This is a genomic window from Candidatus Kaistella beijingensis (assembly GCF_020084865.1).
GTDB classification, from domain to species: Bacteria; Bacteroidota; Bacteroidia; order Flavobacteriales; family Weeksellaceae; genus Kaistella; species Kaistella beijingensis.
In genome coordinates this window covers 1229850-1250474 of sequence record NZ_CP071953.1, presented here as the reverse complement: position 1 = coordinate 1250474, position 20625 = coordinate 1229850, and the positions used below count along the sequence as shown (strand labels likewise).

Annotated in this window: 20 protein-coding genes and 1 pseudogene; 10 read left to right on the top strand and 11 right to left on the bottom strand. The window is 37.3% G+C overall.

The window, feature by feature from the left end; translation table 11 throughout:
* The first annotated feature begins 40 nt into the window (after positions 1-40).
* A complete protein-coding gene (locus J4771_RS05835) occupies positions 41-556 on the top strand; it encodes a hypothetical protein (protein WP_224137419.1) in 516 nt (171 codons plus the stop codon).
* Between the two features lie 123 nt (positions 557-679).
* A protein-coding gene (locus tag J4771_RS05830; RefSeq protein WP_224137418.1) for an IS3 family transposase occupies positions 680-1911 on the top strand; the annotation gives its coding sequence in 2 pieces (ribosomal slippage) (positions 680-1028 and positions 1028-1911; 1233 coding nt in all).
* Positions 1912-1950: 39 nt separating this feature from the next.
* Here the strand turns inward: J4771_RS05830 and J4771_RS05825 are convergent.
* Both J4771_RS05825 and J4771_RS05820 read right to left on the bottom strand, forming a co-directional pair.
* The gene (locus J4771_RS05825; protein WP_224137417.1) at positions 1951-2586 is read right to left on the bottom strand and encodes a peroxiredoxin; all 636 of its coding nucleotides are present in this window, start codon (positions 2584-2586) and stop codon (positions 1951-1953) included.
* A gap of 150 nt (positions 2587-2736) precedes the next feature.
* Positions 2737-2916, bottom strand: coding sequence for a hypothetical protein (locus J4771_RS05820; RefSeq protein ID WP_224137415.1), 180 nt, complete (start codon positions 2914-2916; stop codon positions 2737-2739).
* 54 nt (positions 2917-2970) lie between these two features.
* On the opposite strand from J4771_RS05820, the gene J4771_RS05815 reads away from it, so the two are divergent.
* The 5 genes from J4771_RS05815 to rpoN all read left to right on the top strand — a co-directional run bounded on the left by J4771_RS05815 (position 2971) and on the right by rpoN (position 8437).
* On the top strand, positions 2971-3585 hold the full coding sequence (locus J4771_RS05815; RefSeq protein ID WP_224137413.1) for a 30S ribosomal protein S16: 615 nt from the start codon (positions 2971-2973) through the stop codon (positions 3583-3585).
* Positions 3586-3965: 380 nt separating this feature from the next.
* Complete coding sequence (gene rimM / locus J4771_RS05810) at positions 3966-4508, top strand: ribosome maturation factor RimM (protein WP_224137411.1); 543 nt, start codon at positions 3966-3968, stop codon at positions 4506-4508.
* A gap of 93 nt (positions 4509-4601) precedes the next feature.
* Positions 4602-5249, top strand: coding sequence for an LA_2272 family surface repeat-containing protein (locus J4771_RS05805; RefSeq protein WP_224137409.1), 648 nt, complete (start codon positions 4602-4604; stop codon positions 5247-5249).
* A gap of 160 nt (positions 5250-5409) precedes the next feature.
* Complete coding sequence (gene asnS / locus J4771_RS05800) at positions 5410-6855, top strand: asparagine--tRNA ligase (RefSeq protein ID WP_224137406.1); 1446 nt, start codon at positions 5410-5412, stop codon at positions 6853-6855.
* Positions 6856-6958: 103 nt separating this feature from the next.
* Positions 6959-8437 carry an RNA polymerase factor sigma-54 gene (gene rpoN / locus J4771_RS05795; RefSeq protein WP_224137404.1) on the top strand — a complete coding sequence of 493 codons (1479 nt, stop codon included), beginning with the start codon at positions 6959-6961 and terminating at the stop codon, positions 8435-8437.
* 190 nt (positions 8438-8627) lie between these two features.
* Here the strand turns inward: rpoN and J4771_RS05790 are convergent, their stop codons facing one another.
* Positions 8628-9299: a beta-carotene 15,15'-monooxygenase gene (locus J4771_RS05790; RefSeq protein ID WP_224137402.1), complete on the bottom strand. Its 672-nt coding sequence runs from the start codon at positions 9297-9299 to the stop codon at positions 8628-8630.
* Positions 9292-9786, bottom strand: a complete 495-nt coding sequence (locus tag J4771_RS05785; protein ID WP_224137400.1) for an RNA polymerase sigma factor — start codon at positions 9784-9786, stop codon at positions 9292-9294. Before J4771_RS05785 ends, J4771_RS05790 begins: the two co-directional genes overlap by 8 nt.
* Before the next feature lie 177 nt (positions 9787-9963).
* Between J4771_RS05785 and lptB the strand changes: the two are divergent.
* The 3 genes and pseudogenes from lptB to J4771_RS05770 all read left to right on the top strand — a co-directional run.
* Positions 9964-10689, top strand: a pseudogene (gene lptB / locus J4771_RS05780) (LPS export ABC transporter ATP-binding protein); the annotation flags it as partial.
* A gap of 636 nt (positions 10690-11325) precedes the next feature.
* Positions 11326-13053 carry an ABC transporter ATP-binding protein gene (locus J4771_RS05775; RefSeq protein WP_224137772.1) on the top strand — a complete coding sequence of 576 codons (1728 nt, stop codon included), beginning with the start codon at positions 11326-11328 and terminating at the stop codon, positions 13051-13053.
* Between the two features lie 133 nt (positions 13054-13186).
* Positions 13187-13762, top strand: coding sequence for a hypothetical protein (locus tag J4771_RS05770; protein WP_224137396.1), 576 nt, complete (start codon positions 13187-13189; stop codon positions 13760-13762).
* 15 nt (positions 13763-13777) lie between these two features.
* Here J4771_RS05770 and J4771_RS05765 read toward each other — a convergent pair whose 3' ends face one another.
* From J4771_RS05765 to J4771_RS05735, 7 genes are all read right to left on the bottom strand, one after another.
* Entirely contained in the window at positions 13778-14545 is a 768-nt protein-coding gene (locus tag J4771_RS05765) for an ABC transporter permease subunit (RefSeq protein ID WP_224137394.1), read from the bottom strand.
* Positions 14546-14630: 85 nt separating this feature from the next.
* Positions 14631-15344 carry an ABC transporter ATP-binding protein gene (locus tag J4771_RS05760; protein WP_224137392.1) on the bottom strand — a complete coding sequence of 238 codons (714 nt, stop codon included), beginning with the start codon at positions 15342-15344 and terminating at the stop codon, positions 14631-14633.
* Between the two features lie 245 nt (positions 15345-15589).
* A complete protein-coding gene (locus J4771_RS05755) occupies positions 15590-16816 on the bottom strand; it encodes a nitrous oxide reductase family maturation protein NosD (protein WP_224137390.1) in 1227 nt (408 codons plus the stop codon).
* 7 nt (positions 16817-16823) lie between these two features.
* Complete coding sequence (locus J4771_RS05750; protein ID WP_224137387.1) at positions 16824-17234, bottom strand: nitrous oxide reductase accessory protein NosL; 411 nt, start codon at positions 17232-17234, stop codon at positions 16824-16826.
* A 42-nt stretch (positions 17235-17276) separates the two neighbouring features.
* Entirely contained in the window at positions 17277-17861 is a 585-nt protein-coding gene (locus tag J4771_RS05745) for a hypothetical protein (protein WP_224137384.1), read from the bottom strand.
* Between the two features lie 95 nt (positions 17862-17956).
* The gene (gene nosZ, locus J4771_RS05740; protein ID WP_224137382.1) at positions 17957-19957 is read right to left on the bottom strand and encodes a Sec-dependent nitrous-oxide reductase; all 2001 of its coding nucleotides are present in this window, start codon (positions 19955-19957) and stop codon (positions 17957-17959) included.
* Between the two features lie 34 nt (positions 19958-19991).
* Positions 19992-20483, bottom strand: coding sequence for a c-type cytochrome (locus tag J4771_RS05735; protein ID WP_224137367.1), 492 nt, complete (start codon positions 20481-20483; stop codon positions 19992-19994).
* Between the last annotated feature and the right edge of the window lie 142 nt (positions 20484-20625).

Here is a 20625-nt window from a genome sequence, read left to right as displayed (position 1 = left end):
CTTCGGACTCCCGTCTTCGGACTTCAAACTATAAAAAGCTATGGACAGAATTCATAACACAAAATCTTTCATGCGAATCACGCACCGTTATCTCGGATATTTTATGGCGGGAATTATGACGATTTATGCAGTGAGCGGCGTTTTGCTCGTTTATCGCGACACCGATGTTTTGAAAAAAGAAAAAAACTACGAGAAAGTTTTTGAGAAAAATCTTGATGAGAAAGCACTCGGGAAAGAAATCAAAATTAAAGGTTTTGAAGTAGAGAAAACGGAGAATGGAATTTTGTATTTCAAAGGAGGAACCTATAATTCTGCCACAGGTGAAGCGAAATATGTAAAAAAGGAACTTCCGTATGTTTTAGATAAAATGACGAAACTTCACAAAGCCCCGTCAAAAGAAAAACTCGGTGGATTGAATACGTTGTTTGGAATTTCATTGTTCTTCTTTGTGGTTTCAAGTTTTTGGATGTTCAACCCGAAATCAAAAGCGTTCAAAAGAGGAATGATTTTCACGGGAATTGGACTAGTGGTTTCAATTATTTTGCTTTTGATTTAAATCTATTCAGATTAATTTGGTAAAAAACACCCTTTCAAAATCTTTGAAAGGATGTTTTTAATACTTGGCTCTTTTTACTTGGCTGACCCGTCCTAAAATAAGTTTACACCAAATAGACTTATTATGGAAAATCGAGAGAAGACAGTAGAAAAGCGTACACAACAAGATTACACAATGGCTTTTAAATTAGGTGTTGTGAGTCGTGTAGAAAAGGGCGAATTCACTTACAAACAGGCACAACAACATTACGGTATCCAAGGCAGAAGCACCGTTTTGGTTTGGCTCAGAAAATATGGTAATTTAGATTGGAGCAAACCCACCATTCATACCATGTTACAATCCAAAGAAACACCCGCCGAAAAGATTAAAAGATTAGAGAAAGAATTAGCTGATGAGAAACTGAAAACCAAAGTTCTCAATATGATGATTGATATCTCCGACAAGCAATACGGCACACAGATCCGAAAAAAGTTTACGCCCAAACAGTCAGACAACTCCAAGAAAAAGGATTGAGTTTATCCAAAATCTGCAGATTGTTTGGGATAAGCAGACAAGCCATTTACCAGCAGCGCCAAAGATTATGTGTTCGGGAAAAAGAATTGGAGAAAGTTAAACGATTTGTTGAGGAGGTTCGTTTAGAACAGCCCAGAATAGGAACAAGAAAACTTTATTATTTGCTTAAAAATAAGTTCAGGCTTGAAAACATAAAAATAGGCAGAGATGCGCTGTTCAATTATTTACGAAGAGAAAACCTGCTTATTTATCCTAAGAAAAGATATACAAGAACAACTTTCTCCAAACACTGGCTCAGAAAACACCCCAACCTTTTGAAAACGACTTGCCTAAAAAGAAAAGAACAGGTATTTGTAAGCGATATCACTTATATAAAAACCAAAACGAATGTCTGTTATTTATCTTTGGTTACGGATGCTTACAGCAGAAAAATAATGGGTTACGAATTAAGTGAAAATATGAATGCTGAAAATGTAGTCAAAGCTCTGAAAATGGCCGTTAAAAACAGAACAACACATCTTCCGCTTATTCATCACTCAGACAGGGGATTGCAATATTGCTCAGAAGTGTATCAGAAAGTACTTGTTAAAAACAAAATAAAACCTTCAATGACAGATGGCTATGATTGTTATCAAAATGCTTTGGCAGAAAGAATAAACGGAATATTGAAGCAAGAATTTTTAATTTATAAATGCAAAAACATTCAGGATTTAAAACAAATGGTTAAAGAAAGTATTTATATTTACAACAACAAAAGACCACATCTTAGTCTGAAGATGAAAACCCCGGAAACAATCCACAAAAAATCCGGAAAATCAATATCTTCCGGATTGGTATCTTAATGTAAAACTTGTAAACCTATTTTAGGATTAGTCAGGCACTTATTTATTCGGTTGCGGTGTATATCGCAAATATGGTTTCAGTTCCGTCACCCCTTTCGGGAAAATTCCGCGTGCATCTTCGGTGGAAATTGCGGGTGGAACAATCACATCATCACCATCGTTCCAATTTACGGGAGTTGCCACTTTGTAGTTGTCGGTTAATTGTAAAGAATCGAGCACACGAAGAATTTCATTGAAATTTCTTCCAGTTGAAGCGGGATAAGTAATGATTAAACGAACTTTCTTTTCAGGGTCGATGATGAGAAGCGAACGAACTGTTGCCGTTGCAGAAGCGTTTGGATGGATGAAATCGTACATTTCGGAAACTTTTTTGTCTTTATCTGCGATGATTGGGAAATCTACGGCGCAGTTTTGGGTTTCGTTGATGTCTTTAATCCAACCACGGTGGTCTTCTGCATCATCTACAGAAAGCGCGATGACTTTGGTGTTTCTTTTATCGAACTCACTTTTCAGTTTGGAAGTCATTCCCAATTCTGTGGTACAAACCGGAGTGTAATCTGCAGGATGGGAAAACAAAATCCCCCAAGAATCCCCTAAAAAGTTATAAAAATCGAGTTCTCCCAAAGAAGAATCAGCTTGAAAATTCGGTGCGATATCGCCTAATTTAATTGACATATTCTTGTATTTTTAAAAATTAAAAATCAAAATTAGTAAACACTTGTTTAAATTTGTAATCGAGGTGATTGATTAACATAAATTTAACTATGGATAAAGTAAATTATATTTAATTTAGAAAAAACTCTTCAAATACTGTAAAAAAATTGATTAGAAGTCGAATCGTAACCAGCCCTGATTGAACGACATGTTTGAGCTCTTTTTCTTAGAATGGCTTCGGTGATGCAAGAAAAAAGCGAGTAGTGAAAGCAGGTTCCCGGCTCCTAAAAAACTTCCATCTTCCCGCATCCATCTTCCCACAAAAAGTTTTGAGCAACAAAATTTTTTCATATCTTTGCACCCTTAATAATTAATCGGGACGAGCTCCCACAAAATCAAACATTTATGTCAGTAAAAATTAGATTACAAAGACACGGGAAAAAAGGGAAACCTTTCTTCCACATCGTAGTTGCCGATGCAAGAGCAAAAAGAGACGGTAAATTCATCGAGAAACTGGGAACTTACAATCCTGTTGCAAATCCTGCAATTATCGACCTGAACGTGGATTCAGCGGTAAAATGGTTGAACAACGGTGCACAACCGAGCGACACAGCCAGAGCAATCCTTTCTTACAAAGGCGCGCTTTACAAAAAACACTTGATGGGTGGAGTTGCTAAAGGTGCTTTCGACGAGGCTGAAGCTGAAAAAAGATTCAACGCTTGGTTGGAAAACAAAGAAAAACAAGTTGAAGACAAAAAATCTTCGTTGTCTCAATCTAAAGCGGATGCTAAAAAAGCAGCTTTAGAAGCAGAAGCTAAAGTAAATCAGGCAAGATTAGACGCCGTTGCAAAAGCAGAAGCTGATGCAAAAGCAGCTGAAGAAGCTCAATTGGCAGAAGCTAAAGCAGCAGAGGAAGCAGCAAACACTCCTGCTGTAGAAGAAACTACTGAAGAAGTTGTAGCTGAAACAACTGAAGAACCAACTGCAGAAGCAGAAGGAGCTGAAGAGCCACAAGCTTAATAAATTTTTTACAGAAATTGATGGAGACGCAAGTGATTGTGTCTCTTTTTTGTTGGATTGCAAAAAAAAAAGGGTTTATCAAAAAAAGATTCCTGGCTTAGCTTGGGATTAAAAATTACTCTAACTAAATTAGAGGTTCATTTGGAGCGGCGGCGAAGCCGCCGCTCCAAATGCAACCTTATATCAACAAAAACCGTGGTCATTCCGAGCGAAGCGAGGAATCTCATTGATTTTACATATTATTTTCTACATTTCAACAACAACTAATTAAGTCCTTACAAACCCACTATTTTTAATTATTTTTGCAAATCTTTGAAACTGCACCGTCTTTGTCACGCTGAGGTTCTCGAAGCGTCTTAAATACATAAAACTCCCAAACAATGAAAAAAGAAGACTGCTATTTTCTAGGAAAAATCACGCGAAGACACGGATTACAAGGAAATGTTTTCCTGAAACTAGACACCGACCAACCTGAAATGTACAACAAACTCGACTCTATTTTTATTGAAATCAATGGTTTGTTGGTTCCTTTTTTCGTTGCCAAACAATCTTGGAGTAAAGGCGATACGTTGATTATTTCGTATAAAAATTCCACTGAAGCTTTAGTTGACCAAACTATTGGTAGAGATGTATTTATGCCACTTTCTGCGCTTCCGAAACTTTCAGGGAACAAGTTTTACTATCATGAAGTAATTGGTTTTGAAATCAGAGAAGTAGACGGAAAAACTTGCGGTAACATCGTTTCAGTCAACGATCAAACTGCGCAACATTATTTCATCCTCGATTTGGCGGGGAAGGAAATTATTATTCCGATTATCAAGGACTGGATTCTTGAATTGAACCGTGAGCAAAAGTATTTAAAAATGCAGCTTCCCGAAGGTTTGATGGATGTTTTCCTGGTACCGTCGAAAAAGGATGAATAAAGATTTTAGTAAATTTTGAAGTCTTGATTTGAATCATTTTTTTGATGAAAATCAAGGGATAATTTTGCATTATCAATTTTAAAATTTACGATCATGAAAAAGCTACTCATTATTTCAACACTCATTTTTTCATCATTTTCTTTCGCACAAGATTCTCTTTCGATAAGGAAAACTAAAGTGATTGCCTTTTCGCCGAAGAAGTTTATCGCAGACAATGCAAACGGAATCAATTTTGGTATTTTGGATGAATATGACCATCAGAAAATCAACGGAATTAATTTTCAATTGAATCCTTTCGTTTTAATTTACCCCCTGCTTCCGAAAGGAATTGATGTTCCAACTGAACAAAATGCAACGGTCACCGTAAACGGTTTAAGCATTTCAACCGGAGGAATGACCGATGGAAAAAAACTGAATGGCTTTGCTATTTCTGCGTATCATCACGCAATGATTACCAACGGAATCAGTGCAAATTTCTACAACAATACTTCAGGAAAACTCAATGGAATCCACGTTTCAGGTTTTGCGAACAATTCCGACAAGGGAGCGGGAATCACGGTTGCCGCAATGGGAAATTATTCGGAGAACTTTAGCGGAATTCAGCTGGCTTTTTTCAATAAGGCAAAATCAATGAAAGGCGTTCAAATCGGTTTGTCTAACAAATCCGACAAGCTCAAAGGTTTACAAGTCGGATTATGGAACAAAAACGGAAAGCGCAGTTTGCCGATTTTTAATTTCTAGATCATTTACTTTTAAGGTTTATTACCATTAATTTACGAATTAGCTGCGTTGAAGCGAGTTTATCCGTGCATTAGTGGCATTTTAGCAAAAATAAATTCGTCGTCTGCATCAAAAATTACGCCAATTTTTTTTACATTTGCATCTATTGATACAGATATAAATGAGAACGACGATTAAAGAATTACTTACTGATTACAAAAAGCTTTTACATCACGACATCACCGTTCAAGGTTGGGTCAGAGCTTTTCGTTCGAACAGATTCATCGCTTTGAACGATGGTTCCACGATTAACAACATTCAAATCGTGGTGGATTTTGAAAATTTTGACGAGAATATCATTAAAAATATTTCAACCGCCTCTTCACTAAAGGTTGTAGGTGAAGTAATTGAAAGTCAGGGAAGTGGGCAAAACATCGAAATCATCGCTAAAAAAATTCAGATTCTTGGCGACAACTTTACCGAAGAAAGAGACAAAACCATTCTTCAGCCCAAAAAACACTCACTTGAAGTTCTTCGTGAGCAGGCGCATTTGCGTTTCAGAACCAATCTTTTCGGGGCAATTTTTAGGGTGAGAAGTGCGGTGAGTTTTGCAATTCATCAGTTCTTCAACCAACATCAGTTCATGTATATGAACACGCCGATTATCACAGGAGCCGATGCAGAAGGAGCAGGAGAAATGTTCGGAGTAACCAATTTCGATTTGAATGAAATTCCAAGAGATGAAAACGGTGATATCGATTTTGAACAGGACTTTTTCGGGAAGAAAACAAATCTTACTGTTTCGGGTCAGCTGAATGTGGAAACGGCGATGATGGGATTGGGAAGAGTTTATACTTTCGGCCCAACTTTCCGTGCCGAAAATTCTAACACAACGCGTCATTTGGCGGAATTTTGGATGGTGGAGCCCGAAGTTGCTTTCAACAATTTGGAAGACAACATTGATTTGGCGGAAGATTTCTTGAAGTACGTCATCGGCTACGTTTTGGAAAACTGTAAAGACGATTTGGAATTTTTAGATAAAAGATTTGCGGAAGAACAAAAGCAAAAACCTGAGAAAGACAGAGCTGCAGAAGGTTTGATTCAAAAGCTGGAGAACGTGATTAAGAAAAGATTTAAACGCGTTTCTTACACGGAAGCTATTGACATCCTTAAAAATTCAAAAGAAAATAAAAAAGGAAAATTCCAGTTCCCAATTGAAGAATGGGGTGCAGATTTGCAAAGTGAGCACGAAAGATATTTGGTGGAAAAGCATTTTGAAAGTCCTGTAGTTTTGTTCGATTATCCGAAAGAAATTAAGGCTTTCTATATGAAACTGAACGAAGACGGAAAAACGGTTGCCGCAATGGACGTGCTTTTCCCAGGCATTGGAGAAATTATCGGTGGTTCGCAGAGAGAAGACAAATTTGATGTTTTAACAGAGAAAATGAAGGCGATGAATGTTGATGCACACGAACTTTGGTGGTATTTGGATACGAGAAAATTCGGTTCCGTTCCACATGCAGGATTTGGACTTGGTTTGGAAAGACTGGTTCTTTTCGTGACGGGAATGACCAATATTCGTGACGTAATTCCTTTCCCGAGGACGCCTCATAATGCGGAGTTCTAAAAATTTTCTTATATTCATCTTCAATATTTTTAAAACTAAAAACCAATACTAAGTATTAAAAAATAATCATTCGGAATCGACGAAGGAGAAATAAAATCCAAAAATGTTAAAACAAAACCTACAATTACGTCTCGGGCAGAAATTGGCGCCACAGCAAATCCAACTCATGAAGTTGATACAGCTTCACACCTTGGAATTTGAGGAAGAATTGGAGCGCGAACTCGAAGAAAATCCAGCTTTGGAAAAAGTGCAGGAAGAATCAAAAGAAGAGGACTATTCATCTCTTGACGAAGGTTTTGAAGATGAAGGAACCGACAGCATCGACACCGATTTCGATGTTAATGAATATATTTTTGACGACGAACCTGCCTACAAAACCGCATCAAGTAATTATTCTGCGGATGATGAAGAGTTTGATAACCAGTCACTTTTAACGGAAGGTCAGTCGCTTTACGATTATCTTTTAGAGCAAATTCGCCTCATCAATATCGAGGACGAAGATTTGAAGATTGCAGAATACATCATCGGAAACCTTGATAACGACGGCTATCTTAGAAGAGAGGTAAAACAGATTGTGGATGATTTGGCATTTTCACAAGGTGTTTATTCGACGAAAGAAAAAGTAACCGATATTTTAGAAAATTACGTTCAGAAGTTGGATCCACCCGGAGTTGGTGCGCGAAATCTTCAGGAATGTCTGCTCCTTCAAATCGAGAAAAAAGTAAGTGCCGATAAAGCGGTGATTTTGGCGGGAAATATTCTGCGAAATCAGTTTGATGCATTGACCAACAAACATTACAATAAAATTATTCAGAAATACGATATCGAAGAAGAGGATTTGAAAGATGCATTGGAAGTCATTTCAAAACTTTCCCCAAAAGTCGGCGGAAACTTCGATACACAGACGATTACCATTAATCAGGAAATTATTCCCGATTTTGTTATTCAAGTTAAAGAAAATGGCAAAAAAGGAGTGGATGTTATTCCATTATTGAACAGCAAGAATGCTCCGACTTTGCGTGTGTCCGATGAATACAAAGATATTTTGACAACCTATTCCCACGATAAAACTTCGGCGGAACATAAACAGGCTGCACTTTTTATCAAGCAAAAATTAGATGCGGCGAAATGGTATATCGACGCGATTAACCAAAGACAAAACACTTTGCTTCAGACGATTTCTGCGATTGTAAAACTGCAAAAAGATTACTTCATTACAGGTGACGACAAATCTTTAAAACCTATGATTTTAAAGGATGTTGCAGATATTACAGGTTTCGATATTTCCACGATTTCACGTGTGGTAAAAAGCAAATATGCAGACACGCCGAATGGAATTGTTTACTTAAAAAATCTCTTCTCCGATTCTTTAACCAATGACGACGGTGAAGAAGTTTCTACCAAAGAAATTAAAACCCATCTTCAAGAAGTCATTAATAGCGAGAACAAGAGAAAGCCTTTAACAGACGACGCTTTAGTTGGTTTGTTGAAAGAAAAAGGGTACAATATCGCAAGAAGAACGATTGCAAAATACCGCGAACAGTTGAATATTCCTGTGGCGAGATTGAGAAAAGAACTGTAGTTTTTGTAGGTGAGTGGGTGAGTTTTTGTGTGGGTGAGAAAAGTTGTGATGATCGTGTGTGTTAAATTTAATGGCAGGAATTTTTTTACGGACCAATCGTGATTTGTCCATGAAACGAATTATCATCAATAAATTTCACCATTCTTGGCGAAGCGAATTCACAACATAGTTAATCGACTTTGAACAGAAATTATTCCACGCTTTCCATTTTCTTCAACTCATCCAGATTTTTCCCCAATCTCTTCATGATAATTCCGTACACAATTCGGTAATAAAGCCAAATCAAAACAATGCTAAGTATCGTCATTAAAACGGTTCCCACAATAAAACCAATTAAAGTTGGGTGACTTAACTGAATATGTTGTTGTGACAAGATATAAAAGGTAAAAACCGTAAGAACTGCGGTAAAGAAAACCAACAGTAAGATATTCGCAAGGATAAAAATATTCACCGTTTTCTTGAAACTGATGATTTGCAGTATGAATTTCTTGAGGTTCGATTCTACGTTAATTTTTTTATAATTTTGATAAAACAAAACCACGAAAACGCCTGTCAACACTAAACTGACGAATTTTAAAACAAAATAAAGATGGGCAAAATCTGCTTGTAAATCTACGGTGTTTTCAATGCCGAGTTTTCCAAGAATATTCATGAAACTTTCAGAGTCATCTCCGATAAAAGAGTAATAAAAGTTCAGACCCAGAATCACCAAAAATTCAGCAATACTAATCCACAAAATGTATTTCACATAATTTCGTGAGGATTTATTCAGCATCGCCTCAATTTGCGGACTGTCATATTTCGGCTGAACTTCCTGTTCCTGCCAAGTTTTCTTTAAGTGGTCTAAATCAAATTCAGCCATGTTTTTCCATCAGTTCTTTTAAAGTTTTTTTCAGTCGGTTCATTTTCACACGTGCGTTCACTTCGGTAATACCCAAGTTTTCTGCGATATCTTTGTAAGGCAAATCGTCGAGATACATCGTCACAATCGCTCTTTCCACGTTTGGCAACATTTTGATGACCTTGTAAAGTGTTGAGATTTGCTGTTGTTTTTCCTCATCGTCTTCCACAAAATCCTTATAATGAAAATCTTGCAGTTCGTCTGTTTGTGGTGATTTTGTTTTCTTTCGGAAAAGGGTTATTGCCGTATTTAAAGCGACACGATACATCCATGTCGAAATTTTCGACTGACCTTTGAATGTGTCGTAAGAACGCCAAAGTTGTAACACGATTTCTTGAAATAAATCCTGCTCATCTTCGATCGAATTGGTATAAAGCCGCGAAACCTTGATAATCAAACCTTGATTATCCTTGATTAATTGTGAAAATTCTTTTTCTTTCGCGCTCAAAACCCTTTCAATTTTTTCCGAAGCGAATTTAAGGAATTTGTTTAATCTTTCAGGTTTGATGTGGTTTGAAATTGTTTGATGTAATTTGAAATTATTTTACAAACACATTCACTCAAAAACTCCTCACTCAATCACTCCGACTCTCCAACTCTCCCACAAAAATTATATATTTGCCAAATGATTCTACGCGGAGAAAATTTAATCAAAGAGTACGGCCCGAAGAAAGTTGTAAAAGGCGTTTCAGTGGAAGTTTCACAAGGAGAAATCGTTGGACTTCTCGGTCCAAACGGTGCCGGAAAAACCACTTCTTTCTATATGATTGTAGGTTTGGTGAAGCCGACTTCCGGAAAAATTTTCCTCGATAATAAAGAAATTACCAACGATGCGATGTATCGCCGTGCTCAAAAAGGAATCGGTTATCTTGCACAGGAAGCATCCGTTTTCCGAAAACTTTCCGTGGAAGATAATATTTTGGGAGTACTGCAACTCACGAAACTCTCAAAGCGCGAACAGCAAATGAAATGCGACGAACTGATTGAAGAGTTTTCTTTGCAACACGTCCGCAAAAACCGAGGCGATTTACTTTCAGGTGGAGAAAGACGTAGAACTGAAATCGCGCGCTGTCTCGCAACAAGTCCGAACTTTATTCTATTGGACGAACCGTTTGCAGGAGTTGACCCAATCGCGGTAGAAGACATCCAAAAAATTGTGAGAAGTTTGGTGGATAAAAACATCGGGATTTTAATTACCGACCACAATGTTCAGCAAACTTTGGCGATTACCCATAAAACGTACATCATGTTCGAAGGTCGAATTTTAAAGGAAGGACTTCCCGCAGATTTGGCAAATGATCCGCAAGTTCGTGAAGCTTATCTTGGTGAAAACTTTGTTTACCAGGACATTTTGAACAAGCCGAAAAAGAGATCTTATGTTTATAATATTTGGGCAGGAAATTTCGACAACAAAAATCAGTTCCAAGATTTCGTGGATGAAAATTTTGTTGGACAGGATAATTTGCGTTTGATTTACGGTTTCGAGGACATCAGTTTTGCCTCGCTTTCCAATTCTGAGATTGAACATGTTTTCAATAATGTCGTGGATAAAACTGCGAATAATGCGTTTCTTTTCCAGCGAAAGGAAGTAAATTCCACTTATTCGCTCGAACAAGCCGAATCGGATTCGAAAGTTGCCAGCAAACCACAACTTCACTATTTGACGAGTTATTCGTTTGACGCGTAATTCCCCTTCTCTGAAAGGGTAAACTCTCTTTGGACGAAGACGGGGTAGTTTTTAATTCACAATATTTTATTTTCTCGCTGATTAAGCTGATTGCGCAGATTTTCTTTTACGTAATTCAACCATCCACCGCCGAAAGCCGAAAGCAGATTGCCGAAAGCCAAATAAATGGTTAGATTTTTGTTAAATTAGACCGTCAGTAAATTTATTTCGTTTTCAAAAATGCCGAAACCTTTCAACAGAACCATCACACTTTACCACATTTATCAGCAACTTATTCCGTTCATAAAAACTTATCGTTTAATGATTTACGGAACTTTGGTGTTGACTTTTTTAGGTGCGTTAATGGCGCAAGTGAATCCGTTGGTTTTAAAATATACCGTTGATGAAGTAACGCATTTAACCCAACTTCCGAATCCGATGCAGGAAGGAATTCACGTTTTGGTCATTATTTCCGCAATTTTATTGGGAAAAGAATTGTTGAATATTTTCATTCAGTTTGGGCAGAAATTTTATGGCGAGAAGATTAGGATAAATGTAAGTTCTGTTTTGGCACAATCCGCCATAGACAAAATTTTAACCTATCGTGTTGCCTATTTTAATGACGAGAACCACGAATCGGGAAAACTGCAAATCCGCATCGACAGAGGAATTGAGAGTTTGACGAAATTGGTTCAGAACTTTTTCATCGATATTTTGCCGCTCTTTTCCAATGCGATTATTGCGCTCGTTATTATGTATATGCAGAATGTGTACGTTGGTTTGGTTTCCACCGTGGTTGTTCCTATTTACTTCTATGTCAGTTCATTACAGGCAAAAAAATTGTCGGGAGTTCGTCGCCAGTTGAGAAATCAACGGGAACAGAAAACTTCGGGACTTTTAAATTTAATCAATTCAATTATGGTGATTAAAAGTTTCGTCCGTGAAAAATTTGAGGGAAAGAAGCAATACGATTTACAGATGCAATTGATGGAAAGTCAAATGTTTACACGAAGAACCAATTTTATTTATGATGGTTTAAAGACTTTTATCGAGCAATTCGGCGTGGTTTTAATTATTTTGCTCACCGTTTATCTCGTTCTCGATCAACAAATGACGATTGGTGCGATTATGCTTCATATTTTGTTGTTTAATAACGTTTCTGCGCCGATTCGGCAACTTCACCGAATTTATGATGATATGAATGATGCAATGATTTATGCAGAAGGATATTTCGACATTTTGAATGCCGATGAAGAAACCGAACCCAACGGAAAATTTATTGAAAATGACATCAAGGGAGAGTTTGAATTGAAAAATGTGGACTTCACGTATCCAAACGGAACGAAGGCTTTAAACAACGTTTCCATGCTCATTGAAAACGGAAAGACTACTGCTTTGGTTGGCTTAAGCGGTGCAGGAAAATCTACAGTCATTAACCTTTTGTGTAAATTTTATCTTCCCGATTCGGGCCAAATTTTGTTGGATGGCGTGAATTTGAACGATTACGAAAACACTTTTTTACGTGACGATATTGGTTTGGTTTTACAGAAAAACCATATTTTTAAAGGAAGTATCGAAGACAACATCCGTTACGGAAACATGAACGCGAGTTTTGAGGAAATTGAAACCGCCGCAAAAAAGGCCTATTTACACAACCAAATTTTAGAATTACCTGATCAGTACAACCACGATGCAACGCAACTTTCCGGCGGACAACAACAGCGGATTGCGATAGCAAGATTGTTCCTGAAAGATCCACCCATTATCTTTCTCGATGAACCTACTGCAAGTTTGGACGCGATTGCCACGGAACAAATCAAAAATTCTTTGGATGCTATTAAAGCTGGTAGAACGGTGATTATCATTTCGCATTCACTATCTCAAATTTTAGACAGCGACAAGATTTATGTAATGAAAAAAGGGGAAGTGGTAGAAAGCGGAACCCACGATGAATTGATCAATATGAACGGAACTTATCGCGAAATTTTTGATGCTTCGGCCAGAAGTTTGAACTTGGATAAACTCGTAAGTTCGTATCGGGAAAATTAATTTTGCCACTAATACCCAAATAATTTTATCTTTGGGTGAAATTTTTGAAGCGATACAGAAATCGACAGGAACGGACTTTATCAGTTTATTAAATTTTAGAGTCCAGTGGCTTTGAGCCGAAAACTTAAAATAAATGAAAAAAACACTTTTAGCAATCATTGCAGCAACAACCTTGATTTCTTGTAATAAAATAGAAGAGATATTCACTCAAAGTGTAGATTCTGCAAAAGAAAAAGCGCAACAGAAGGCGAATGAAATGATTCAGGAAACCGTCAGCGAACAACTCAATAAGTATGTCAACGCAAAATCTGTTAAGTTCGACAGCATTTTCCCCAATCAAAATAGTTTGCTCATTGAAAATGAAGTCGGGAAAAGAGTCGCATTCCCGAATGGAACTCCATTTTATGTTTTTAAATATAAAGCAACCCACAAAGATTTGCTGCTAAAAACTTTGGTGGAACAACCCACTTCCGACGAAGCAAAATCCAAAAAAGAATTTGAAAAAATCGACGGTTCCACAATCGTTGAAAAATTGACTTTCTTTGAAAAGTTCCTTCCCGCCAATACGATTGACACGAGTTTTTTGGATGATATTAAAAACGATAAAAACATCGAATATTATAAGGTGAAACGTTTCCCGAATTCGAGCACGATTATTTTTAACCCTAAAAATCAGATGGTTTATCAGTTTGTGGAGGTGAAGAAATAGGATAAGAAACTTTGATTATAAATCTTTTTTATTGAATTTTATCAAAGACAGAACAAAAGGAACAATCGCCCAAATCAACATCACGACAATCGAGATTCCCATTCCGCCTCCTGAACCGAAAACCTGTTGAAAAATCGCTCCCGAAGCTCCAAGCATCGCGGAAATATTAAGTTGCAGCAATACGAAAATTCTTGCCAAACCTACAGGATTTAATCCTGCCAAAGTCGCCATAATGCCCTCGATAGGATAATCCGCAAATTGGAACATCAAAACCAAAAGAATTCCATCATAAATAATGGCAAAAAAGACCCAAATGAAAATGGAAATCCCAATTCCTTTGGCTTTGTCTCGGCTTGAAATGGCAGAAAGCATCGCAAAAGAGGTGAAAATAGTAGAGAGCAAAATTCCTACAATCATTAACGAAAATCCTGTTTCAATCGAAGAATAAAGCAAAATCGGAACTCCGCAACCAATGATAAACGCCAATACCAATGCGCTCGAAAGTCCAAGGAAAATATTAAACCAAACCTTGGTTCTCGGAACGGGTTGACTTAAAAGCAACTCCACAAACTGACTGCTATTGTAAACATAAATTGTTGAAAATATAATACTTACTAAAGGAACAACCAACAAAACCACATTCAGCAAACTCAAAGTAGCTTTGGTATAATTACTTTCTAAACCAAGAACTGACCAAGAAAGAATGAACAGCAAAATGGTGTAGAAAATAATGATTTTGTTCTTTAAAATATCGAAAAATATAAAACGTGCGATTTTGTTCATTATCATATATTTTGGCTGATGCCAATTGGAATTTATTTTTTTAACCAGCGGGCTAAAGCCCGCTCCTATTGATGAAATAAGTATTTTACTTTTTCATTTCCTTTAAAATAGTCACAATCGATTCTGAAATTTTTTCCGAATTGGTTTGGTATAACAAATCTTCAACCGATTGATGGACAAGGATTTTCCCTTCGTTCATGAAGATGATTTCGCTCACAATGTCATCGAGTTCGCTTAATAAATGCGAGGTGATGATGATAAGTTTACCTTTGTTTTTTTCTTTGATGATTTTCTTTTTCAAAATTTCCGAAGCAAGTGGATCAAGTCCTGCAGTGGGTTCGTCGAGAATGATGATTTTCGGGTCAAACATAAACGCCAAAACGGCACTCACTTTTTGCGTGGTTCCCCCAGAAAGATTACCCATTTTTTTGTCATACATTTTTTCCAACTCGAAATCTTCAAGAAGTTCGGTGTCTAAATGTTCTTCCGATAATTTTCGGGTGTCCTTAATCATTTGGATGGTGTGACCAATCGTCATGTTTTCAGGGTATCGCCCGATTTGAGGCATATAACCGATGTTTTTTCGGTAAAGATAATCGTCTTTAACGCTTTTTTCGTCTACGAAAATATCGCCGTTTTCCACCACATTCAATCCTAAAATACATTTTATTAAAGTGGTTTTTCCGCAACCGTTCGGACCGATCAACGCGATGGAATGACCGTTTTGGAAAGACAGATTCACGTCATCAATAGCTGTGAATTTGCCGAATTTCTTGGTGAGATTTTTTACTAATATCATATCTTTTGGCTGGAAGATGGGAGATGGAAGTTTACAAAAGAACTTCTAAAACTCGCCCATTAATTTTCATTATTAATTTCTAAATGCAATTATTTGGTTCATTAAATTAAAACACTTGTCATAGTTTTCTTGAAAGAATTTCTTCGCCAAATTCCATCGACTTTTGCCAAATTATTAATTTCTCAGATTTAAAACTCATATCTCTAAATTTTTACTTTTTTTCTTCCCGCTTCCATCTTCCCGCCTTAAATTTTAATTTTCTTCATCAGTGGCTCCTCATCCACAAAACTTTCGGGAGTGAGACTTGGAATTATCTTTTCCGTTTTGTCAAGCAAATCCACAATAAATGTTTTAAATAAGAGCATTACCGACGGATTTTTTTCCACGAGATAAGAATATAGACTTAAAGGATGAAATTTCACGTCTCCTGTTCCGTCTTTGTTGAGGTCGTAACCTTCATATTTGTCCCAATAATTTTTCTTGAAATCGTTCATCACCATTGTTCCGTTGGTGCTTACATCGAAGGTGTTGTTGATGAAATTATTGTTGATGACGCGGTTTTCCATACAATTCGCATTGATTTTCATTCCCCATCCGTTGTTTTCGAAATCATTTTTATAGAAATCGATTTTTGTGGCTCCGTCAAGGAAAATGGCGACCGTGTTACTCTCAAAAATATTGTGTTTGATTTTACTGAAAGAAATGTCTTTTAATAACAACCCATAACTTCCATCGCCCCAATTGTTGACGAATCGGTTTCCTACCATTCCCACATTATTGCTGTACATCACGGCAACTCCAGCATTGTTGTTGTCGAAAGTGTTGTTCACATAAACATTGTCATTCGCAAACATAAAATGCAAACCATACCTTAAATTTTTTACCGAATTGTTGTGGTAAATGTAGGAATTGATGACCTTTTCAAGGTAAATTCCGTCTTTGTGACCTGAAATGTAATTATTTTTAATCCAAATTTCCTGACTTACCCATGCATGAATTCCATCGCCGCTCCCTTCTTGAGATTTTGCACGAGTGGAAGTGATTTTGTTGTTCTTAATCAAACATTTATAACCACGCTGAATGTAAATTCCAAAATAATTATTCTCGAAAATATTGTCTTCAATGGTGGTGTACTGGCTGTTGTAAAGACGAATTGCACCAATATTTTCCACCTCGTCTTCGCCTGAATTGATGATTTTAAACCCCTTCAAAACAATGTGATTCGCGCGGAAAGACAAAATTTCATATTTCATTTCGCCATCCAAGACAGGTCTTCCAATTCCAATAATTGTCAAAGGTTTGGTAATGTTGATGTTGCCTTCCTTGTAATGGCCACTTTCCACTAAAATACTGTCGCCACTTTGTGAGGAGGCGACAGCGCTTTGTATGGTTTTAAATTTTTCGTTCTTCCCGACTTTTAAAATGTTTGAAAAAATAAAAATGGGGAGAAACAGAAACAATACTCTGAACATCAATAACTTATTTGGTTAAACTTGCGCCCAAAGTTGCTGCTGCTTTTTCTGCTGCCGATTTGTTTTGATAAGCCTGTGTATTTCCACCCATTGGTGATTTGATGTTTCCACCTTTAATGAAAGTCGCTTTCGTGGTTTCCAAAAATTTTTCGGATGGGAAATCAATTACATATTTTTTGGCGTTGGTTGCTTTGTCGGGATTGGAGCTTTCGTACATCGTCATACAGCTGATGTCGTCGAATTTGTAAACCTTTCCTTTTTGGGTGATTAATTCTGCCGCATATTTCAGTTCGGTAATGGTCATTTTGCAGTTGTCGCATTGGTCTTTACCAAGAAGAAAATCTTTCGGACCTGATTGTTGACAAGACATAAATGCCAAAACTGAACCTGCAATGATCAAACTTTTTTTCAATTCCATAATACTTTGAATTATTTTTTAAGGGATTAATTTCATAAAATTTCAGGCAGTTTTCGCTTTTCTGAATTCAATAAAAGCTAAGATAATCAAAATCGCTGCAACTGCAAACATGATGATTCCGCCAATATCGGGATAAGAATATGCACCAAAATTGAGAAGCTGTTTAAAGCCAATCAATGGCGGCTGATAACTCATTCCAGGAACTACAATCGCTGCATTTGGATCGAGATTGTGACCATAATCGTACTCCCACATCCAAAAATCTACCATAAACGCAACTCCGAAAATCAGAAATAAAACAGTTGTAAGGTACAGCCAAATTTTCTTGTTTAAAAATGCTGCAACCAAACATATTATCGCAAAAAATCCGAGGGCATAAGGAAGAACTTTAAATTCCCAAAAATCTTCCTGATGAATGGTTTTCATTCCGATATAGTGATTCAAGCCGTTGATGATTTCGTAATCACCCGTGATTTTGTTGGACCATAGAAACATTCCTAATCCTTCCGGATATTGCGGAGCTTCTAGATAAATTGCCCACAATGGAACAAAAATGCTTACTATCAAACTTATTCCGCAAACGATAAGCAGTATTCTTGACAGTTTTGATAATGAATAATTTTTCATTGTTTTTTAATTTTACACTTTTAAAAGTGTGTTTTGTAACCTATGTTACAGAAGTAAAAAAGGGCAGTGAAAACCGCCCTTTATTTTTATTCTGTTTATTTGGTTTCACCTTGTTTTACAGGACCTTGTGCATTGTCTTTCTTATTATTCAGTGAATAAATTAAAGGAGTGCTGCTTCCTGCAGGTGATACTCTTACGTAACCTTGCATTTCTTGGTGTAGTGCAGAACAGAAGTCGGTACAATACATCGGATACATTCCTGCTTTTAGAGGTTTCCAAAGTAGGGTGCAAGTTTCTCCAGGCATAATTAAGAGTTCGGCATTTTGTGCGCCTTTGATTGCGAATCCGTGTGGAACGTCCCAATCTTGCTCAAGATTTGTAACGTGGAAGTAGACTTCGTCACCGACTCTGATTCCTTCAATATTGTCGGGAGCGAAGTGAGAACGGATGGAGGTCATATAAACATGAACTTTGTTTCCTTCTCTTACCACTTTGCTTTCCGCTTCACCTTTAGTTGCATAAGGGTGCTGATTTTCAGCAATCTTGAAGAATTTCACCTGATTTTTAGAAATTAAATCTCCCGGACAAGCTTGTGCATAATGCGGCTCACCAAAAGTAGGGAAGTCAAGCAAAAGCTTCATTTTGTCACCACTAATGTCGTACAATTGTGCAGATTGCGCCAATTCAGGACCTGTTGGTAAATATCGGTCTTTGGTAATTTTATTATACGCTACCAAATATTTTCCGAAAGGTTTTTTGCTGTCTCCACCTGGAATCATCAAGTGACCAACGGAGTAGAAAGTAGGCTGTCTGTCAAGAACTTTCAAATCTTTGATGTTCCATTTCACCACTTCAGAAGAAACGAACATAGAAGTGTAGGCATTTCCTTTTCCGTCAAACTCGGTGTGAAGCGGACCTAATCCCGGTTTTTGAACCTCACCGTGAAGAGCGGCTTCATATTTAATAACAGTTACACCGTCATAATCTCCACTAAACGCTTTGTCAGCAATTGCTTTCTGAATTTTATCAAAACTGAAAACAGGGATTAAAGCTGCCAATTTACCTGAACCAATGATGTATTCACCAGTTGGGTCAACGTCACATCCGTGAGGAGATTTTGGACAAGGAATTAAATACATTGCTTCCTTCATATCTTCCACAGAAAGTACAGTAACTTCTTTTTTCATGGTTGAAGTTGCGGTGTGTGTTTTCTCGTCGAATTTATTGTGAGCGTATTCAGTTTGAACTTTTCTACCTTTGCCTGCTTTCACCAATTCGGCTGCTTTTTTCCAGTTCACCGCCATGATAAAGTCTTTATCATTTTGGGAAGCGTTCACTTCAAGAAGCGTGTTTGCTTTCTCAGAATTGTAGCAAGAGAAGAAGAACCAATCAGTAGATTTTCCTTTACCTGCGTGAGAAAGGTCAAAGTTAATTCCCGGAGCTTCAATCTGGAAAGATAAATCCATATCTCCGCTGTCTTTATTAATTCCGATGAAAGATAAAACGCCTTTGAAATTTTCTTTCATGGTATTGATAGGAACGTCACCGTTTTTATCATCCGTTGGAACTGCGAAACGTGTTCCTGCAACAACATACTCTGTATTTTCAGTCAAGAAAGGTGAGGAGTGATTTCCCGCAGAATTCGGAAGTTCTAAAATTTCTACTGTTTTGAATGTTTTCAAATCAAGACGAGCCACTCGCGGTGTATTGTTCGCATTCGCAAACAACCATCTTCCGTCCACTTCACCGTTGGTTTGCGAAAGTGAAAGGTGGTGTTGGTCATCCCAAGGAATAAATCCGTGGGAAGTCTGAAGCATCGGTTTTGTTTCTTCGCTGTATCCATAACCGTTTTCAGGGTTTTGGGCGAAAACTGGAAGAACTTTTAGCAATCTTCCGCTCGGTAATCCGTAAACGTTTACCTGTCCGTTGAAACCGCCACTCACGAAGTTATAAAACTCGTCGTATTTTCCTGGAGCAACGTACACTTTTTCAGCGGCGTCGCCACTTACGGCGTTTTCGGTTCCTTTTGGTTTGCATCCTGTCAAAACTGTAATGGCAGCAATGACAGAAAGTCCAAATAATTTTAAACTTTTCATTATATATATTGATTAATTGTTTCTTGAGAAGGAATTACTTCGCTCCGTCGATTTCTCGCATGTATTCGAGAACTTCGCGTGCTTCAGTATCGTTCAAACCTTGGTTTGGCATTCTTACCAAACAAAGTTCTAGTTGTTTTTGTAATTCAGGATCTACATCAATCATTGGATCAGGATTAGAAATAAAATTCATAATCCATTCCGGAGTTTGTCTTGTAGTAACGCCTTTCCAACCCGGACCCACTAATTTTTCTTCCGTAGGTTTGTGGCAAGAAGTACATTTTACGTCAGCGATTTTTTTACCGGCTGCAGCCATTGCAGGATCGAATTTGCTTACATCAACATTTTCGTGGGGACCAAGACCTCTTTTCGGATCATAAGAAGAAGGACTGGAAGAACTTGCGGTAGTTTCTGTTGTAGCACTAGTTTCGCTAGATGCGGTCGGAATTGAGTCTTTCTTGTCGCCACCGCAAGATAGAAGAGCGAGAGTTACAGCTGCAAAAGCCAATGTTTTTAATGATTTCATATTTTTAATTTTTTATATAACCAAAAGTACCACGTTTTTACTTTACGGGGGTATGATTAGAATCATACACTTAATATGACTTTTATCGTGAATTTTGTTCTCGAAAAAAAGTCATAGATTTGTTAAAATTTAATAATAAAAA

Excerpts from the sequence above, each read along its gene's own strand:
- J4771_RS05835 (WP_224137419.1), top strand. The coding sequence starts at position 41 with ATGGACAGAATTCATAACACAAAATCTTTCATGCGAATCACGCACCGT.
- J4771_RS05825 (WP_224137417.1), bottom strand. The coding sequence starts at position 2,586 with ATGTCAATTAAATTAGGCGATATCGCACCGAATTTTCAAGCTGATTCT.
- J4771_RS05820 (WP_224137415.1), bottom strand. The coding sequence starts at position 2,916 with ATGAAAAAATTTTGTTGCTCAAAACTTTTTGTGGGAAGATGGATGCGG.
- J4771_RS05815 (WP_224137413.1), top strand. The coding sequence starts at position 2,971 with ATGTCAGTAAAAATTAGATTACAAAGACACGGGAAAAAAGGGAAACCT.
- rimM (WP_224137411.1), top strand. The coding sequence starts at position 3,966 with ATGAAAAAAGAAGACTGCTATTTTCTAGGAAAAATCACGCGAAGACAC.
- J4771_RS05805 (WP_224137409.1), top strand. The coding sequence starts at position 4,602 with ATGAAAAAGCTACTCATTATTTCAACACTCATTTTTTCATCATTTTCT.
- asnS (WP_224137406.1), top strand. The coding sequence starts at position 5,410 with ATGAGAACGACGATTAAAGAATTACTTACTGATTACAAAAAGCTTTTA.
- rpoN (WP_224137404.1), top strand. The coding sequence starts at position 6,959 with ATGTTAAAACAAAACCTACAATTACGTCTCGGGCAGAAATTGGCGCCA.
- J4771_RS05790 (WP_224137402.1), bottom strand. The coding sequence starts at position 9,299 with ATGGCTGAATTTGATTTAGACCACTTAAAGAAAACTTGGCAGGAACAG.
- J4771_RS05775 (WP_224137772.1), top strand. The coding sequence starts at position 11,326 with ATGATTTACGGAACTTTGGTGTTGACTTTTTTAGGTGCGTTAATGGCG.
- J4771_RS05770 (WP_224137396.1), top strand. The coding sequence starts at position 13,187 with ATGAAAAAAACACTTTTAGCAATCATTGCAGCAACAACCTTGATTTCT.
- J4771_RS05765 (WP_224137394.1), bottom strand. The coding sequence starts at position 14,545 with ATGAACAAAATCGCACGTTTTATATTTTTCGATATTTTAAAGAACAAA.
- J4771_RS05760 (WP_224137392.1), bottom strand. The coding sequence starts at position 15,344 with ATGATATTAGTAAAAAATCTCACCAAGAAATTCGGCAAATTCACAGCT.
- J4771_RS05755 (WP_224137390.1), bottom strand. The coding sequence starts at position 16,816 with ATGTTCAGAGTATTGTTTCTGTTTCTCCCCATTTTTATTTTTTCAAAC.
- J4771_RS05750 (WP_224137387.1), bottom strand. The coding sequence starts at position 17,234 with ATGGAATTGAAAAAAAGTTTGATCATTGCAGGTTCAGTTTTGGCATTT.
- J4771_RS05745 (WP_224137384.1), bottom strand. The coding sequence starts at position 17,861 with ATGAAAAATTATTCATTATCAAAACTGTCAAGAATACTGCTTATCGTT.
- nosZ (WP_224137382.1), bottom strand. The coding sequence starts at position 19,957 with ATGAAAAGTTTAAAATTATTTGGACTTTCTGTCATTGCTGCCATTACA.
- J4771_RS05735 (WP_224137367.1), bottom strand. The coding sequence starts at position 20,483 with ATGAAATCATTAAAAACATTGGCTTTTGCAGCTGTAACTCTCGCTCTT.